17 protein-coding genes and 1 riboswitch are annotated in these 16,652 nt (G+C 58.0%); of the genes, 5 read left to right on the top strand and 12 right to left on the bottom strand.

What is annotated here, in order from left to right; translation table 11 throughout:
* The 10 genes from cmk to miaB form a co-directional block, all read right to left on the bottom strand.
* Nucleotides 1–618 (bottom strand): (d)CMP kinase, encoded by a 618-nt coding sequence (cmk, locus tag ACR0LI_RS13015; protein ID WP_171636757.1) that lies wholly within the window; start codon nt 616–618, stop codon nt 1–3.
* On the bottom strand, nt 615–1,961 hold the full coding sequence (gene aroA / locus ACR0LI_RS13020; protein WP_480718633.1) for a 3-phosphoshikimate 1-carboxyvinyltransferase: 1,347 nt from the start codon (nt 1,959–1,961) through the stop codon (nt 615–617). Before aroA ends, cmk begins: the two co-directional genes overlap by 4 nt.
* Before the next feature lie 68 nt (nt 1,962–2,029).
* Entirely contained in the window at nt 2,030–2,740 is a 711-nt protein-coding gene (gene trmB, locus ACR0LI_RS13025; RefSeq protein ID WP_480718634.1) for a tRNA (guanosine(46)-N7)-methyltransferase TrmB, read from the bottom strand.
* Between the two features lie 97 nt (nt 2,741–2,837).
* The gene (gene metK / locus ACR0LI_RS13030; protein ID WP_480718635.1) at nt 2,838–4,019 is read right to left on the bottom strand and encodes a methionine adenosyltransferase; all 1,182 of its coding nucleotides are present in this window, start codon (nt 4,017–4,019) and stop codon (nt 2,838–2,840) included.
* Between the two features lie 5 nt (nt 4,020–4,024).
* A riboswitch (SAM-SAH riboswitch) is annotated at nt 4,025–4,074 on the bottom strand.
* A gap of 41 nt (nt 4,075–4,115) precedes the next feature.
* Entirely contained in the window at nt 4,116–5,621 is a 1,506-nt protein-coding gene (lnt, locus tag ACR0LI_RS13035) for an apolipoprotein N-acyltransferase (RefSeq protein WP_480718636.1), read from the bottom strand.
* Complete coding sequence (locus ACR0LI_RS13040) at nt 5,618–6,505, bottom strand: hemolysin family protein (protein ID WP_171636747.1); 888 nt, start codon at nt 6,503–6,505, stop codon at nt 5,618–5,620. The genes lnt and ACR0LI_RS13040 overlap by 4 nt, the downstream gene beginning before the upstream one ends.
* A 36-nt stretch (nt 6,506–6,541) precedes the next feature.
* Complete coding sequence (ybeY, locus tag ACR0LI_RS13045) at nt 6,542–7,036, bottom strand: rRNA maturation RNase YbeY (RefSeq protein ID WP_480620730.1); 495 nt, start codon at nt 7,034–7,036, stop codon at nt 6,542–6,544.
* A 36-nt stretch (nt 7,037–7,072) separates the two neighbouring features.
* Complete coding sequence (locus tag ACR0LI_RS13050; RefSeq protein WP_171636743.1) at nt 7,073–8,095, bottom strand: PhoH family protein; 1,023 nt, start codon at nt 8,093–8,095, stop codon at nt 7,073–7,075.
* 136 nt (nt 8,096–8,231) lie between these two features.
* Entirely contained in the window at nt 8,232–8,996 is a 765-nt protein-coding gene (locus ACR0LI_RS13055; protein WP_348539536.1) for an outer membrane protein, read from the bottom strand.
* A gap of 170 nt (nt 8,997–9,166) precedes the next feature.
* Nucleotides 9,167–10,486, bottom strand: coding sequence for a tRNA (N6-isopentenyl adenosine(37)-C2)-methylthiotransferase MiaB (gene miaB / locus ACR0LI_RS13060; protein WP_209834883.1), 1,320 nt, complete (start codon nt 10,484–10,486; stop codon nt 9,167–9,169).
* Between the two features lie 123 nt (nt 10,487–10,609).
* Here miaB and ACR0LI_RS13065 point away from each other — a divergent pair, with 123 nt between their 5' ends.
* Nucleotides 10,610–11,473, top strand: a complete 864-nt coding sequence (locus ACR0LI_RS13065; protein WP_171636737.1) for a hypothetical protein — start codon at nt 10,610–10,612, stop codon at nt 11,471–11,473.
* Here ACR0LI_RS13065 and ACR0LI_RS13070 read toward each other — a convergent pair.
* Nucleotides 11,456–12,277 carry a phytanoyl-CoA dioxygenase family protein gene (locus ACR0LI_RS13070; RefSeq protein WP_480718637.1) on the bottom strand — a complete coding sequence of 274 codons (822 nt, stop codon included), beginning with the start codon at nt 12,275–12,277 and terminating at the stop codon, nt 11,456–11,458. The two genes, ACR0LI_RS13065 and ACR0LI_RS13070, sit on opposite strands and share 18 nt — an antisense overlap.
* Nucleotides 12,278–12,360: 83 nt before the next feature.
* Between ACR0LI_RS13070 and ACR0LI_RS13075 the strand changes: the two genes are divergently transcribed.
* Nucleotides 12,361–13,257 carry a LysR family transcriptional regulator gene (locus ACR0LI_RS13075; protein WP_480718638.1) on the top strand — a complete coding sequence of 299 codons (897 nt, stop codon included), beginning with the start codon at nt 12,361–12,363 and terminating at the stop codon, nt 13,255–13,257.
* 6 nt (nt 13,258–13,263) lie between these two features.
* On the opposite strand, the gene irrA is transcribed toward ACR0LI_RS13075, so the two are convergent.
* Nucleotides 13,264–13,680, bottom strand: coding sequence for an iron response transcriptional regulator IrrA (gene irrA / locus ACR0LI_RS13080; protein WP_117872833.1), 417 nt, complete (start codon nt 13,678–13,680; stop codon nt 13,264–13,266).
* 186 nt (nt 13,681–13,866) lie between these two features.
* Here irrA and fabA point away from each other — a divergent pair, with 186 nt between their 5' ends.
* Genes fabA through ACR0LI_RS13095 form a run of 3 tightly spaced genes read left to right on the top strand, consistent with a single transcriptional unit; the run spans nt 13,867 to nt 16,441 of the window.
* Nucleotides 13,867–14,376: a bifunctional 3-hydroxydecanoyl-ACP dehydratase/trans-2-decenoyl-ACP isomerase gene (gene fabA, locus ACR0LI_RS13085; protein ID WP_152457158.1), complete on the top strand. Its 510-nt coding sequence runs from the start codon at nt 13,867–13,869 to the stop codon at nt 14,374–14,376.
* 31 nt (nt 14,377–14,407) lie between these two features.
* Nucleotides 14,408–15,637 carry a beta-ketoacyl-ACP synthase I gene (fabB, locus tag ACR0LI_RS13090; RefSeq protein WP_480718639.1) on the top strand — a complete coding sequence of 410 codons (1,230 nt, stop codon included), beginning with the start codon at nt 14,408–14,410 and terminating at the stop codon, nt 15,635–15,637.
* A gap of 12 nt (nt 15,638–15,649) precedes the next feature.
* On the top strand, nt 15,650–16,441 hold the full coding sequence (locus ACR0LI_RS13095; RefSeq protein WP_480491405.1) for an enoyl-ACP reductase FabI: 792 nt from the start codon (nt 15,650–15,652) through the stop codon (nt 16,439–16,441).
* Nucleotides 16,442–16,652 lie beyond the last annotated feature (211 nt).

Genomic DNA, 16,652 nt, shown 5'->3' on the forward strand with positions numbered 1-16,652 from the left:
TCAGCGCGTCGCGGGCAGTTTTGCGCTTATGATTTCAAGCGCTTTGGCCAATGCAGCCTCGATACTGAGGTCTGTTGTGTCCAGTCGCACTGCATCCTCGGCTGGCTTCATCGGCGCAGCGCTGCGCTCTGCGTCGCGCGCATCCCGCTCTTTGACATCTGCCAGAACCTGTTCGCGCGTCACGTCAGCACCTTTTGCGCTAAGCTCCAGAAACCGGCGTTCGGCTCGCACCTCTGGGCTGGCAGTTACAAACAGCTTCACCTCGGCATTGGGACAAATCACCGTCCCGATGTCGCGCCCATCCAAGACGGCACCGCCCGACCTTCGGGCAAAGGCGCGCTGAAAATCCACCAAGGCGGCGCGAACCTCGGGGATCACCGCCACTTTGGATGCGGCCTGCGCGATTTCAGCCGTGCGCAGATCACCCTGCTCAAGCTCTTCGGCGGTCAGGGCCTGCGCTGCTTCAAGCGCGCCAAACCCTTCAAGAGTACGCCGCCCAACGGCGCGATACAGCAAGCCGGTGTCCAGATGCGCGAACCCGAAATGCGCCGCAACGGCCTTGGAGATCGTGCCCTTGCCCGCAGCCGCAGGTCCGTCAATGGCGACAGTGAAGCTCACCTGCGCTCTACCTTTGCACCAAGCGACGCCATTAACGGTTCAAAAATCGGGAAGGATGTCGCGATCGGACCACCATCATCCACGCTTACCGGGTTCTGCGCGCCCATGCCCATCACCATGAAGGACATGGCAATGCGGTGATCCAGGAAGCTTTCGCACGTCCCGCCGCCGGGAACCTTGCCGATACCCAACCCTTCGACCGACCACCAGTCGTCACCCTCGTTGACCGTGACGCCGTTGGCGCGCAGACCGCGCGCCATGGCATCGATGCGGTCGCTTTCCTTCACCCGGAGTTCCTTCACTCCGCCCATCATCGTGGTGCCCGTGGCGTTTGCGGCAACCACGGACAAAACGGGATATTCGTCAATCATCGAGGCCGCGCGTTCAGGCGGTACGTCAATACCCTTCATGTCTGGCGAGTATTTCGCGCGCAGATCGGCAACCGGCTCGCCGCCCTCTTCGCGCTCGTTTTCATAGGTCAGGTCGGCGCCCATCTCGCGCAGCGTCGTGAACAGGCCCGCGCGCGTGGGGTTCAGGCCGATACCCGGCACCAGAACGTCCGAACCGGGCGTGATCAGCGCGGCGCAAACCGGGAAGGCCGCGCTGGACGGGTCGCGTGGAACGGCGATGACTTGCGGCTTCAACTCCGGGCGCCCCGTCAAAGTGATGACCCGGCCTTCATCGGTGTCTTCCACCGTAATTTCGGCACCGAAACCGGACAACATCCGCTCGGAATGATCGCGGGTCGCCTCTTTCTCGATAACCACGGTTTCACCGGGGGCATTCAGACCCGCCAGCAGGACGGCGGATTTCACCTGGGCCGAGGGCACCGGAACTTCGTACCGGACCGGAGTCGGGTCTGCCGCACCGACGATCGTCATGGGCAAACGCCCCCCCGAGCGGCCCACGGCCTGCGCACCAAACAACGCAAGCGGATCCGTTACTCGCGCCATGGGACGCTTGTTCAGGCTGGCATCGCCGGTAAAAGTTGCCGTAATCGGCGAGGTCGCCATGGCACCCATGATCAGCCGGACTCCGGTGCCGGAATTGCCGCAGTCAATCACCTGATCCGGTTCGGCAAACCCGCCAACGCCCACGCCATGCACGGTCCATTCGCCGCCGCCATGATCTGTGACTTCTGCCCCGAAGGCCCGCATTGCCTTTGCGGTGTCCAAGACGTCCTCACCTTCGAGCAACCCCGATATCCTGGTCTCGCCTACAGCCATCGCGCCAAGGATCAGTGACCGGTGCGAAATCGACTTGTCGCCCGGCACCTCTGCCGTGCCGGTCAGCGGGCCGCAGGGATGCGAAGTCATCGGGATGGGCGTTCCGTGTCCGGACATGGGGGCTCCTTTTGCGCTATCAGTGCTCAAGCCGATTAGCGAATTGGCACCGGTTGGTCCAGCGGCAATCAGTCTTTGCGGCGGAAGGTCAGGTAATGGGGCGTGCGTCCTTCACGCAAGGCTTTCTGCTCGTAGCGTGTGGAAATCCAGTCGTCCCACGGCTCGCGCCAATCTGCGGGGCGTTCGGCCAGCCACTCGAACCCGGCGCGGGGGACTTCCTCCAGTGTCTGCCGCACATAGTCGGGGATGTCCGTGGCGACCCGGAAGATCGATCCAGGCTTCAAGACCTTTGCCAATGGTTCAAGATGTTCCGGCGTCACGAAACGGCGACGATGATGCCGGGTTTTCGGCCACGGGTCAGGATACAGAAGGAAGGCGCGCGATATACTGGCCTCTGGCAGCACGTCGAACAGGTCTCGGGCATCGCCGGGATGCACAGCAAGGTTATCAACCCCCGCCTGCCGAATTTTGCCCAGCAGCATGGCAACGCCGTTGATATAGGGCTCGGCCCCGATGATGCCGATGTCGGGGTTGCTTTGCGCCTGATGAACCAGATGCTCGCCGCCGCCAAAGCCGACTTCCAGCCAGACCGGTTTGCCGCTGAACAACGTGTTCAGGTCCAACGGCCTGCGTTCGGGGTTTGTATCCCAATCCACCGCACCGGGCGACAAAGCCGCCAGATCTTCGTTCAGATAGGTCTTTTGGCTGGGCTTCAGGGTCTTGCCTTTGAAGCGGCCATAGAAGTTTCTGCGCGGGCGTAGTGGGGTCTCGGTGCTCATGGCGGTCGCCATACTGCGCGCCAGAGAACGTTGCAAGGGCGCGCGGCACGCACAAGGAAAAAGCGCGCCCTCAAAGGCGCGCTTTGTGTTGTTCAGGTCAGACTGCGGATTTCAACGCATCGACCAGATCGGTGCGCTCCCAGCTGAAACCACCATCATCGCTCGGCTGGCGACCAAAGTGGCCGTATGCAGCTGTGCGCTGATAGATCGGCTTGTTCAGTTGCAGATGCTGGCGAATGCCGCGCGGTGTCAGATCCATGACCTCACCCACAGCTTTTTCGATAACCGCATCCGATAATTGGCCGGTTCCATGTGTGTCGGCATAGATCGACAGCGGCTTGGACACGCCAATCGCATAGCTCAGCTGAATCGTGCAGCGTTCGGCCATGCCGGCCGCCACGACGTTTTTGGCCAGATAGCGTGCTGCGTATGCTGCCGAACGGTCAACCTTGGTCGGGTCTTTGCCCGAGAACGCGCCGCCGCCATGAGGGGCCGCACCGCCATAGGTGTCCACGATGATCTTGCGCCCGGTCAAGCCCGCGTCGCCATCCGGCCCGCCAATAACGAATTTGCCGGTCGGGTTGACGTGCCATTCGGTTTCGGTCGACAGCCAGCCGTCAGGCAGGGTTTCACGGATATAAGGCTCGACGATGGCGCGGATGTCATTCGAAGACAGCGCTTCATCCAGATGCTGCGTAGACAGAACGATCGAGCTGACGCCGACCGGCTTGCCGTCGCGATAAACGACTGACAGCTGCGACTTTGCATCGGGGCCCAAAGCAGGTTCGGTGCCGTTCTTGCGTACTTCCGCCAGACGCCGCAGGATAGCGTGCGAATACTGGATCGGTGCAGGCATCAGCGCCGGAGTTTCAGTCGTGGCATAACCAAACATGATGCCCTGGTCGCCGGCACCTTCGTCCTTGTCATCCGCCGCATCAACGCCCTGAGCGATATGGGCGGATTGTTCGTGCAGCAGGTTGGTTACTTCGACGGTTTCGTGGTGAAACTTGTCCTGCTCGTAACCGATGTCTTTCACACAATCACGAGCGATCTGTTCGATGCGCCCCATGTAATCGTGCAGCTTGTCTTGATCAGACAGGCCTACTTCGCCACCGATCACAATCCGGTTGGTTGTTGCAAAGGTTTCGCAGGCCACACGGGCTTCTGGTTCTTCGTTGAGAAATGCATCAAGGACAGCATCCGAGATACGGTCGCAGACCTTGTCAGGATGCCCTTCGGAAACGGATTCCGAAGTAAATGTATAGTTCTGTCGGGACATAAATGCGCTCCATTAGGGGTTTCTCCGCCACGCCAGGAAGCCGTTGTGACAGGTCACAGACGCATACGCTCGCTTAAAGATGGGGTCAATCTCTAATTATTTGCTCAGGCGACGGATGTTGAACCACGCCAATGCAGCAAGAAACAATAGCAACCCAAGAACAGGGCTGTCCCCGATGCGGGAATAAACTGTTGGCTGATGTGGCTGCGGCAGGATCGCATCCACGTATCCCGCCTTGCCCAGCGCCAATGAGGCCGTGACCTGACCCAATGGGTCAATCATGGCCGATATGCCGGTATTGGCCGAACGGATCATCGGCAGACCCTGTTCAATTGCCCTCATCCGGGCCTGTGCCAGATGCTGAAACGGTCCCGAACGCGTTCCGAACCACGCGTCATTTGTGATCTGCAACAGAAAGTCCGCCCGACCCGCCGCCCCGTTCACATCTTGCGGGAACACGGCTTCGTAACAGATCAGAGGCAGCGCCCTTCCCAATTTGCCAAGGCCCAAGAGCTCGGGCCCCGGCCCTGCGCTGAATCCATGCCCCGTTGTGGCCGCCATCCCATAAATCCCAAAACGGCCCATCAACTCGCCAAAAGGCACATATTCTCCAAACGGGGCCAGATGGTGTTTGTCATACAGACCGCCCTGCTGCCCGGCTTCATCCAGATAGACCATCGAGTTGAAAATCCTCGGGCCGTCTCCACGCTGGATCCCCAAAACCACGGGCGTCCCCTGAGCGGCATCCGCAATGGCCGTCAAATACGGTTGCGCGCTGCCCAGCCAGGCTGGAACTGCGGTCTCGGGCCAGACGATCAGGTCCGGTCTGGGCAAAGCGGCGGAATATTCAATCTGACGGGCAAAGAACAAGGGCGCATATGCCGGATCCCACTTTTGGTGTTGCGGCGCGTTGGGCTGAACGACACGAACTGTGTGCCGGCCTTCCTGAACCGTTGGCCGCATCGACGCATAGCCAATCGCCAGCACCGCCGCCGCAGCTGTAAATCCCAGTGGACGGACCAGTGCCCGCAAGCGTCTTTCCTGAATCAGTGCCGCCCCTATCGGAAACGCCACGGCAAATGTCAGCACATTCAAGCCATACGGCCCCACCAGAGACAGCACTTGCGCCACGGGCGTATTCACCCAGATTTGCGCCACTCCGCCCCAAGGGAACCCGGTCAGCACGTATCCCCGGGCCAGTTCGGCCAGCGACAGCGTTGCGATCAGCAAAACGCCTTGCTGCATGGCGGTCGCGCCAACATGCCGCGCAAGTCGAAACGCAATTGCCCAGAACAGGGCGAGCCCGCCAGCCATTAACACCAGCGCAAACGGTGCCATCCAGGCGTGACGCTCTGCATCCACCTGAAAGGGCTCGATGATCCAGCTGAGCGCATGGGCAAAATAGCCGGTGGCGAAGAACCAGCCGATCCACCCCGCGCGAGCACGGGTTTCACTGGCGAGGAATACCGGAACGGTCAAAACCAGTGCAACAACCGTAGCGCCCCAATACCCATGCGGTGCCTGGCCAAAAGCGCCGAAGGCGCCCAGTGCGGCGGCGGCAAACAATCTCAACGGTAACGGCCAGCCCCGGACAGGCGTCATGCAGCGACGTCCGGCAGCATGACGCGCAACCGTTTGATGCGTCGCGGGTCGGCTTCGATAACTTCGAATTCCGGCCCTTCCGGATGAATCACGACCTCACCCCGTGCCGGAACACGCCCGGACAGCATGAACACTAGCCCCCCCAGCGTGTCGATGTCTTCTTCATCCACATCCTCGTGGCTGGTCAAGGATCTGCCGATCTCGGCCTCGAAGTCCTCAAGCGGCACACGTGCCTGCACAACGTAACAGCCCGGCTTTTCCTGCACCCAAAGCTGATCTTCGTCTGCATCGTGTTCGTCCGCGATCTCACCCACGACCTGCTCGATCAAGTCTTCGATCGTCAGCAGCCCGTCGACGCCGCCATACTCATCAATCACCAACGCCATATGGCGACGTTCGGTCTGCATCTTGGTCAGCAGGACACCGATCGGCATTGAAGGCGGCACGAACAAAAGCGTGCGCAACATGGATTTCAGGTCAAACTTGTCCGCACCGCCATTGAAACCATGGGTCAGCGCTAAATCCTTGAGGTGAACGAAGCCCAACGGCGTATCCAGCGTTCCTTCATAGACCGGAATTCTGGACAACCCACTGTCCCGGAATACGTCAGCCAGCTCATCCTTGGTGATGGTAGAAGGAACCGCGATGATCTCGGCCGTGGGAATGGCCACGTCTTCGACGCGCATCCTGCGCAGGTTCATCATCCCGTGAGGCCGAGCTGCCGCTGCGCTCTGCCCGTTCATCCCCGGGTTTTGCTGAGTCTCCTGACTCGAAAACGCATCGAAAATTCGGGAAATAAACCCGCTTTTCTCTTCTGTATCATTTCCGCTGTCCTGAGGTTGCGCGCTTTGCGCCGCCCTAGAACTGCCGTCTGTTTCGCCCATTACCTTGTTCCAACTGATCGGGTCACATGACCCACCTTATACCTTATATGGGTCATCTATACCCAACTTGCCAAGTATCTCGACCTCAATCCCTTCCATCAAAGCGGCGTCGGGGTCACGAATGTGATCATATCCCAGCAAATGCAACGTTCCGTGAACAAGCAAATGGATGACGTGATCGTCAATGTCCTTGCCTGCCTCATCCGCTTCACGCGCGCAGGTGTCGAAGGAGATCGCAATATCGCCCAAAGGAATTTCACCGGTGATATCCGGCTTTGGCGGATGGGGCGCTTGCCCGGCTTCCTCCGGGGCCAAATCTTCTGCCGGCCAGCTCAGAACATTGGTGGCGGCTGGTTTGCCGCGAAACTCGGCGTTCAGTTCCGAAATGCGTGCGTCATCGCATCCCAGAACGCTGATCTCGCAAAGTTCAGGGTCCAGTTCCGCATAGGACAGGACAGCGGATATCGCTTGCCGCGACAAAGCTTCAAGCCCTTGCCACCGGTCGTCTTCGACAGTGAGTTCCAGATTCATCTTATCGCACAAAAGCCCTGTGAATGAGCCTTGCAATCAAGTGGATTCCCGGCCCGCATCCGCCTCATACGCCTCGATGATCGCGGCCACAAGCGGGTGGCGAACCACGTCCTTGGACGTGAAATAGTTGAAACTGATGTTGGGGATCGTTTTCAACAGTCTTTCCGCATCCTGCAAACCCGACTGAACGCCGCGTGGCAAATCCACCTGAGACCTGTCGCCGGTGATTACCATGCGGCTGCCTTCGCCCAGACGAGTCAGGAACATCTTCATCTGCATGGTCGTGGCGTTTTGTGCTTCGTCCAGCACCACAAAAGCATTGGCCAACGTGCGTCCACGCATGAACGCCAGCGGCGCTATTTCGATTCGCTTTTCCTCAATCAACTTGGCCAGTTGCTTGCCGGGCAGAAAATCATTCAGCGCGTCGTACAGCGGCTGCATGTAGGGATCGACCTTGTCTTTCATGTCACCGGGCAGATAGCCCAGTTTTTCACCCGCTTCGACCGCCGGGCGGCTGAGGATGATTCGATCAACATGCCCGCCAATGAACATCGACACGCCCACGGCAACAGCCAGATAGGTTTTCCCCGTGCCAGCAGGCCCAATGCCAAATGCAAGCTCATTTTGAAACAGTGACTGCACATAAGCTTTCTGGGCGTCCGTGCGCGGTTCCACCAGTTTCTTGCGGGTTTTGATCTCGACTGAACCGCCCTTGAACATTTCCAACTGATCGCCGTCGCGGCTGCCGGTCCCCTGTTCCGAACCACCCATCCGCAGTTCTCGGTCCACGTCCGCGGCCTCGACTTCGCGCCCGCCTTCCAATCGCGTGTAAAGCGATTGAAGCACCTCAATAGCCTGCTTCTGGGCGTCTTCATCGCCCATCACGACAAGCTGGTTGCCGCGGCGTACGATCTGGACGGAAAGCTTGCTTTCGATGTCGGTCAGATTGCGGTCGTATTCGCCGCACAGGTCAATCAACAATCGGTTGTCGGGAAACTCTAAAAACGCCTCGCGTTGGGGCATTTCGTCTTGCGGTGGGGTCAGGGCACCGATGGCCAATCCGTTCTCCTGTCTTGGCGGTTCACCCCGAGCGTAGACAACAAATCTCGGTGGGCGCAAGCCACAGTTTCAAAAATAAGCCCGCGGATGACAAAAGCGCCGATCATACAAAAGAAAAAAGCCTGTCAGACGCGCATCAGAACGTATAGTTCAGCCCGAATCTCAAGCCGCCGTATTTCGGTGTGGACTTCGTGGAAAAGCCCGAACCGAATTGAACGTCTTCGGATTTGAACTGGACGTATTCGTATTCGCCGGTGACCGACCAATTGTCGGTCAGCTTGTGTTCGGCACCGATGCTTGCGGTATATCCGCCCCGCCGATCCGATGCCGAAAAGCTCTGTACTGTAGCTCCGGATGTGATGTTGTTGGTTGTTTCAACATCGCCCCACAGGTAACCGACGCTGAAAAAGTACAGAACCCGACCATTTCGGCTTGTCAGGCCGCTTCGATATTTGAGGGACAAAACGTCAGATATCTCTGCCCCACCCTCAACGTTCGAACCGCCGATCTGGGCCCTGACACTGTCGTCCAAGGATCCGAAATCATAACTGACTTCAAAACCATAGACGAAATCACGCCCCCACCTTGAAGGCAGAACACCACGCCAACCACCACGAAAGCCGCCGTATGCGCCGGATACGTTCAGGTCGCCAATATCAAACAGCCCGGCGGGCGTTCTCAGACCAAATCGATCGTCCCAGCCTGAGGCGTAGCCTCCAGCAATCCCCAGGTAAAATGCACTGACGTCACTGCTGAACTTCTTGGGGCTGATAACGACAGGATCGGTTGTCGTGCCCTTCAGGTCTCCGGCAATCGTCGCGCTGGCAAAAAAAGTAACAACCGAGGCCAAAGGCAAGGTTTTCACTAGGCTCAGGGTCCTGAAGCTGTTCAAGATTGGCACTCGTACCTCCATCACTCCGATCTTCAGATCGGCGTATAATCGTTTTTTGACGCAATAACGGCGCCTGAAAAACATGGCTCCTCTCGGAGCATAGTTCCAAGCAATAAATCAAGGGTAAATTTTGGAAACAAACACCAACTATGGTGTCTGAACGGCGGAATCTTACCGACTCAGAGCAGCTCACCCGCCAAAGAGTTGGCGCCCGAGTCGGTGATCCGGACCTCTTTCAGATCACCAACGGCAATCTCGGGCCCTTTCACATGCACCGAATGCAGATACTCGGATTTTCCGACCATCTGGCCCGGCAGGCGGCCCGGTTTTTCAAACAAAACGCGGACTGTACGACCGACCATACCGTCCTGAATTTCCCCTTGGTGCCGTGTGATGAGGGCCTGAAGGCGCTGCAATCGATCATCCGCCGCAGCCGGATCAACCTGAGCCCGCTCGGCCGCTGGTGTTCCCGGGCGTGTGGAATACTTGAAGGAATAGGCGTAGCCGTATTTGACCTCTTCAACCAAATCCATCGTTGCCTGAAAATCCTCTTCGGTTTCTTCTGGGAAGCCGACGATGAAGTCCCCCGACATCACAATATCCGGGCGCGCCGCACGAATGCGTTCGATCAGGCGCAGATAGCTTTCTGCCGTGTGGCTGCGATTCATTCGCTTGAGGATACGGTCCGAGCCCGACTGAACCGGCAGGTGCAGATACGGCATCAGTTTCTCACAGCTGCCATGTGCCTCGATCAGGTCGTCGGCCATGTCATTGGGGTGCGACGTGGTGAAACGAATACGTTCCAGCCCGTCAACCTTGTTCAGTTCCCAGATCAGCCCGGCCAGGGTCATGTCTCCGTCGGGGCCGGCCCCGTGATAGGCGTTCACGTTCTGACCCAACAGCGTGATCTCGCGCACGCCGCGTTCAACCAGATCATGGGCTTCGCGGATGATGCGATCAGCGGGGCGGCTGACTTCGGCCCCACGCGTATAAGGCACCACGCAGAAGGCGCAGAACTTGTCGCACCCTTCCTGAACGGTCAGAAACGCCGTCGGGCCGCGTTTGGCCTTGGGACGGTTTTTCAGTTTTTCAAACTTGTCTTCCTCGGGGAAATCGGTGTCCAGTGCCTTTTCGCCCGCACGGGTCTTGGCCTCCATCTCGGGCAGACGGTGATAGCTTTGCGGACCGACGACCAGATCGACCAGCGGTTGGCGGCGCATGATTTCTTCACCTTCGGCCTGCGCAACACAGCCTGCCACACCGATTTTCAGGTCAGGCTTTTCGGCTTTCAGACCCTTGAAGCGACCGAGTTCCGAATACACTTTCTCAGCCGCTTTTTCGCGGATGTGACAAGTGTTCAGCAGAATCATGTCGGCATCGTCAGGCGTTTTGGTTTCGACATAGCCCTGCCCGCCCAGCGCCTCGGACATGCGTTCACTGTCATAGACGTTCATCTGACAGCCATAAGTCTTGATAAACAGCTTCTTCGGTTCAGACATGGGACGGGCCTTTGCATTCGCTGGATCGGCGTCATCTATACGCTTCGAACGCCGCTTGCAATGCGGGCGCAATTACCCGAATTTGGCAGGACTTTCCAGCAAGGCCGGACCAAAAAGCACCCGATGACGTACGATTCCCTCGACCATTTCCTGAAATCGGGACAGGCCGCACTGGCCAAAGGCCCCGTAGCATTGATTTTTGCCGAGGACGACGTCGAGTTGGCCAGCACGCTGCACCATCATCTGAGGCTGGGTTTCAAATCCGTCATCGTCTTTGCACCGGACGAGTTTCATCTGACAGAGGACCTGTCCGCCAAGGTGCATCGGGTCAATTTGAAATGTGTTCCCCGGCTGGTCGTGTTCGAAACCATAAACAGGATCATTCAGGCCGCACCCGGCATCTGGATGTATTATTGCTACAACGCCGAATACCTGTTCTTTCCCTACTGCGAAACGCGCAGCGTGGGCGAGATGCTTGTCTTTCATGGTGAAGAGCGTCGCAATGCGATGCTCAGCTACGTCATTGACCTGTACGCCGAGGATCTGACCGCACATCCCAATGGCGTGGCCCCCGATCAGGCCATGTTCGACAGTGTTGGCTATTATGCCCATACCCGCCACGACCCAAGCGGCCAACCGCTGGACCGTCAGGTGGATCTTTCGGGCGGGTTGCGGTGGCGGTTCGAGGACCACATTCCCTACGAACGTCGCAGGATCGACCGCATCGCATTGTTCAAAGCACAAAAAAACCTGGTGCTGAGACCCGATCACACTTTCAACGAACCGGAATACAATACCTATTCCTGTCCCTGGCATCACAACCTGACGGCCGCCATTTGTTCTTTCCGTGCCGCGAAGGCGCTGAAATCCAATGCAGGGTCAACCTTTGACATCCGAAGCTTTCGTTGGCGCAACTCGGTGCCGTTTGAATGGCAGTCCCGCCAGCTGCTGGATCTCGGGCTGATCGAATCAGGTCAGTGGTTCTGAGCCGGCCTGGCGCTGCAACAAGATCGGAAACCAATCCTCGCGCAGGCGCTGTCCCGGCGTCATGTCATGACCGGGAAACGGGGGCGAGGTTCGGCCGGGGCGCTCTACATACCGGGCATCGTCGCCCACCAGCCGCAGTGAAAAGGCGCGGCGACGGCTGTCCGACTGGTTTCCGCGCGCACCGTGCAGCGTGTGATAGTTGAAAGCGACGGCGTCGCCGGGCTCCATCTCGAATTCGATGACCTTCATACCTTCGGCATCCGGATCCGGCACGGGGATGTACTGACCTTCATCCGGGAAAAAACCGTCCTCGGAAACCCATCGGGTCGGCAGAACTTCTTTATCCCATCGGTGCGACCCGGCAACACACCGCAGCGTCGCCTGTCTGACCGGATCAAGCGGAGACCAGAAGCTTATCGTCTGCTGACCCTCGACGAAATAATATGGGCCGTCCTGATGCCACGGTGTCGCCATCGACGTACCGGGCTCCTTGACCAGCACGTGATCGTGAAACATCTGAACGCGTTTCGATTGCATCAGATCCGCAGCAACCTCAGCTGCGGGAGACGTCTCGATCACGTCGCGGAACTGCGGAATCCGGGTCCAATTGCAGTAATCATCAAAGAAACGACCTGTTTCACCCGCCTTCTTGTTTTCCGAGGCATAGGGACCGGGATCGGCCATATTCGCGGCCACACCATCGCGCAGTTGATCCACGTGATCCGCAAACAGCCCTTTGACCAGTACGACGCCGTCGGCCTGATAAGTATCGATCATCTGCTGAGTAACAAGAGGGTGTGGCATCGGCAGCTCCTGAAGTTTTTTTGCTTTTGACCGGAAAAATGTATTCTGTTCAAATCATATCTTTCGAAGTTATTATTAATCTCATGTTATATATTTCGCTGCGCCAATATGAATATGTCTGTGCAGTCGGGCGTCACGGCAGTTTGTCGGCGGCAGCCCAGCATCTCAATGTTTCGCAACCGGCCTTGTCCAATGCGCTGACGCGTGTTGAAGCCCATTTGGGGTATCCGCTGTTCGTTCGCCGCCGGGGTGCAGCCATGGCACTGACACCTCAGGGACGTACGTTCATAGAGAACGCCGAGGTCTTGCTGAAAAATGCTGCGCGAATCGAAACGTCCGATACCTCCGCGCCGGGCACCTCCAGGCTGAGATTGGGCTGCTTTACGGACCTGGCCCCCTTCCTTTTGGCCCCGGCCCTGCAACTTCTCCGCAACACGTTCACCGATCTCAACCTTACCTATGTGGCCGGGTCCTTCGAAGGGCTGCTGAATGGATTGATGGATGGCCAGATTGACATCGCAATCACATACGACCTGACCATGGATGCGGGGTTCGCCCGTGCAAAACTGTTCGACAGCAGACCGAAGGCGTTGATGTCCCCGGATCATCCATTGGCGACAACCACAGAAGTCACTCTTGCAGCGCTGGAAGGTCATCCGTTGATTCTGTCTTCGGAAGGATTATCCGCCCAACACATTCTTGGCCTGTTCCGGCAAAACGGGCTGCGCCCTACCGTCGCGCACCGGGCCGCTTCCCTTGAGATTCAACGCAGCCTTGCCGCCCATGGTGAGGGAATCGGGATCAGCTATGCCAGCCCACCCAGCAGCTTCAGCTATGACAACAAGCATCTGGTCAGCGTACCGATTGCCAATCCGGAGACAGCAGAATCCGTCGTTCTGGCACGGCACGGCACAGGACCCTCTGACACGGTCACAGAAAAGGCCGAACGTGTTTTGGTGGCCGGGCTGACAGGCGTTTAAGGTCTGTTACTTCCTGCGCAAGCGAATGACGACATCGACAGAGGCGATTTCGACACCTTCCGGCGCCTCGGGAAGGCGCTGAATGACCAGCTGATCCGACGGCGCATCGCTTAGCCTTGCGTCGTCTTCCCAATAAAAGTGGGGATGATCATGCGTGTTCGTGTCGAAATAGCTTTTCGATCCGTCCACTGTGATTTCTTGCAGCACACCCGCATCGCAAAAAGCACGCAGGGTGTTGTAGACCGTTGCCAGAGACACCGCATCCCCATTCGCCTTTGCCGATTCAAAAAGGCTTTCTGCGGTGACATGGCGATGGCGGCCGTCGCCCACCAGAAGTTCGGCCAGCGCCACGCGCTGACGCGTCGGTCGCAAGCCCGCATTCACCAGCCAACCTGTTGCGATTTCGCGGCTCTGAGGTGTCATCGATCCGATACCCATTATTCCTGCCTTTATATATAGGGGCGCATCACCGGCAATTACAAATGAAATTCATTCGCAAGATAAGAACCAACACAACATGATGTGGCGCGCCGCTCTTGCAGGACCTTGCAAACGGGTGTTAGACGAAGCCAGATGTAAAGACAGACCCCCGGCAGGAAAGGTGGCAGAATGGCCCAGTTCCCTAGCAGTTTTGACAAAGATGATCTGCTGAAATGCGCTCGTGGTGAGTTATTTGGCCCCGGCAACGCACAATTGCCCGCCCCACCGATGCTGATGATGGACCGGATCACCGACATCTCTGCCGATGGTGGTCTGCACGGCAAGGGCCATGTGCTGGCCGAATTCGACATCACACCCGACCTTTGGTTCTTTGAGTGCCACTTTCCGGGCAACCCGATCATGCCGGGCTGTCTGGGGCTGGACGGGCTTTGGCAACTGACCGGTTTCAACCTTGGCTGGCGTGGATGGCAGGGGCGCGGCATGGCCGTCGGCGTCGGCGAAGTAAAGCTGACCGGCATGGTTCGCCCGGACCGCAAGATGCTGACGTATAAAATCGATTTCAAAAAAGCGATTCAAACGCGCCGCCTGACAATGGGTGTGGCGGATGGCATTGTCGAAGCCGATGGCGAGATGATTTATGATGTCAAGGACATGAAGGTCGTTCTATCCGAGGCCTGAGCCTGAACGGTCTGAAACAAGGAGTGCGCACATGCGTCGAGTAGTCGTCACCGGTCTGGGGGTTGTGTCCTCGATCGGGAACAATGCCGAAGAGGTTCTGACCTCGCTCAAAGCAGGTAAATCCGGGATCGTGGCCAGCGAGCAGATGGCAGAACATGGTTTTCGCAGCCAGATCGCGGGTACGCTCAAGATCGACGTGGCCCAGCATGTGGACAAGCGCACATTGCGCTTTATGGGTCCAGGGGCCGCCTATGCACATATCGCCATGAGCCAGGCGATTGCCGATTCTGGTCTGACCGAAGACCAGATCGTCAATCCACGCACCGGGCTGGTTGCGGGGTCTGGCGGACCTTCGACCAGCGCGATGCTGACGGCGCATCAAACCGTTCTGAAGACGGGCGCGACCAAGCGGATCGGGCCATTTGCCGTGCCAAAATGCATGTGCTCGACGATCTCGGCCAACCTAGCGACCGCGTTCAAGATCAAAGGCATCAACTATTCGATCACCTCGGCCTGCTCGACCTCGCTGCATTGCATCGGCAACGCGGCCGAACAGATCATGCTGGGCAAGCAGGACGTGATGTTCGCCGGCGGCGGTGAAGAACTGGACTGGACGCTTTCCTGCCTGTTCGACGCAATGGGCGCGATGTCGTCGAAATATAATGACACACCCGATAAAGCCTCGCGCGCGTTCGACGAAAACCGTGATGGTTTCGTGATTTCGGGCGGCGGTGGAATCGTTGTTCTGGAAGAGCTGGACCACGCTCTGGCCCGCGGCGCCAAAATTTATGCTGAAGTTACAGGTTATGCCGCAACTTCAGATGGTCACGACATGGTTGCTCCTTCAGGTGAGGGCGGCGAGCGCGCGATGCGACTTGCTCTGAGTACCCTGCCCGAGGGGCGCAAGGTCGGCTATATCAATGCTCACGGCACCTCGACCCCCGTCGGCGACGTGGGTGAGGTAGAGGCGGTGCGCCGCATCTTTGGCGAAGGCAATGTACCCCCCATCTCCTCGACGAAGTCGATGACAGGCCACGCTCAGGGCGCGGCGGGCGCGCTTGAGACGATTTTCTGCCTGCTGATGCTGGAAAATGATTTCATTACTCCATCGATCAATGTCGACACGCTTGCCGAAGGCATTCAGCCCGGTGAAATTGCAACTCAAGTGGTTGAAAACGCAGGACTGGACAGTGTCATGACCAACAGCTTCGGCTTTGGCGGCACGAACGGGTCCATGGTTCTTTCAAAGTATAAAGTATAACGGGTGAAAGTAATGTCGGATCTTCTCAAAGGTAAACGCGGCCTGATCATGGGCGTGGCCAATGACCGCTCGATTGCGTGGGGCATTGCCAAGGCCATGCACGAGGCTGGCGCCGAACTGGCATTCACCTATCAGGGCGAGGCATTCGGAAAGCGGCTGGAGCCGCTGGCTCAGAGCCTGGGCAGCGATTTCATGGTCGATGCGGATGTCACCGACGACGAGTCGCTGGATCGCGCTTTTGGCGAGCTGGCCAAACGTTGGCCCACCATAGATTTCCTGGTGCATGCTATCGCCTATTCGGACAAGTCCGAGCTGACAGGTCGGTTCCTGAATACCACACGTGCGAATTTCAAGCATTCGATGGATGTCTCGGCCTATTCCTTCATCGAGGTCGCGCGTCGCGCCTATCCGTTGATGAAAGACAATGGCGGTTCCCTGCTGACCCTGACGTATCAGGGCTCCAACCGGGTTGTGCCCAACTACAACGTGATGGGTGTCGCAAAGGCTGCGCTGGAATCGGCAACGCGCTATTTGGCCAACGATCTTGGCCCCGATGGCATCCGCGTGAACGCGATTTCCCCAGGGCCGATGAGAACCCTCGCCGGTGCAGCGATCGGCGGTGCCCGCAAGACCTACAAATTCTGCGATCAGAATGCACCGATGCGCTCTAACGCCACACTTGAAGCTGTCGGCGGAACGGCTGTGTACCTGACGTCAGATGCAGGTGCCTGCACGTCGGGTGAGATCATCCGCGTTGACGGTGGCTTCCACGTTCTGGGCATGCCTCAGCCCGAATCCATGTGACCATATCTTTCCCTGCCGCTGCCCAGATTTCACCATCATTAGGCGGCAGGTAATCGATATGAGCAAACTTGACCAAATCATTGCAAACAATGCACGCGCGACGCAAAGCCGGCGAAAGCCCGGCTTTCTCAGCCAACGGGCCAGGGTGCTATTGCTTACGTTGACTTCACTGTTGCTGGTGTTCGTCTTCTTTACGCAGCCACAGGTAAGG

This window comes from Ruegeria sp. CL7 (assembly GCF_056536445.1).

Bases quoted from the DNA above. Each gene is read 5' to 3' on its own strand.
- aroA (WP_480718633.1), bottom strand. From the start codon at position 1,961: ATGTCCGGACACGGAACGCCCATCCCGATGACTTCGCATCCCTGCGGC.
- trmB (WP_480718634.1), bottom strand. From the start codon at position 2,740: ATGAGCACCGAGACCCCACTACGCCCGCGCAGAAACTTCTATGGCCGC.
- metK (WP_480718635.1), bottom strand. From the start codon at position 4,019: ATGTCCCGACAGAACTATACATTTACTTCGGAATCCGTTTCCGAAGGG.
- lnt (WP_480718636.1), bottom strand. From the start codon at position 5,621: ATGACGCCTGTCCGGGGCTGGCCGTTACCGTTGAGATTGTTTGCCGCC.
- ACR0LI_RS13040 (WP_171636747.1), bottom strand. From the start codon at position 6,505: ATGGGCGAAACAGACGGCAGTTCTAGGGCGGCGCAAAGCGCGCAACCT.
- ybeY (WP_480620730.1), bottom strand. From the start codon at position 7,036: ATGAATCTGGAACTCACTGTCGAAGACGACCGGTGGCAAGGGCTTGAA.
- miaB (WP_209834883.1), bottom strand. From the start codon at position 10,486: ATGTCTGAACCGAAGAAGCTGTTTATCAAGACTTATGGCTGTCAGATG.
- ACR0LI_RS13065 (WP_171636737.1), top strand. From the start codon at position 10,610: ATGACGTACGATTCCCTCGACCATTTCCTGAAATCGGGACAGGCCGCA.
- ACR0LI_RS13070 (WP_480718637.1), bottom strand. From the start codon at position 12,277: ATGCCACACCCTCTTGTTACTCAGCAGATGATCGATACTTATCAGGCC.
- ACR0LI_RS13075 (WP_480718638.1), top strand. From the start codon at position 12,361: ATGTTATATATTTCGCTGCGCCAATATGAATATGTCTGTGCAGTCGGG.
- irrA (WP_117872833.1), bottom strand. From the start codon at position 13,680: ATGACACCTCAGAGCCGCGAAATCGCAACAGGTTGGCTGGTGAATGCG.
- fabA (WP_152457158.1), top strand. From the start codon at position 13,867: ATGGCCCAGTTCCCTAGCAGTTTTGACAAAGATGATCTGCTGAAATGC.
- fabB (WP_480718639.1), top strand. From the start codon at position 14,408: ATGCGTCGAGTAGTCGTCACCGGTCTGGGGGTTGTGTCCTCGATCGGG.
- ACR0LI_RS13095 (WP_480491405.1), top strand. From the start codon at position 15,650: ATGTCGGATCTTCTCAAAGGTAAACGCGGCCTGATCATGGGCGTGGCC.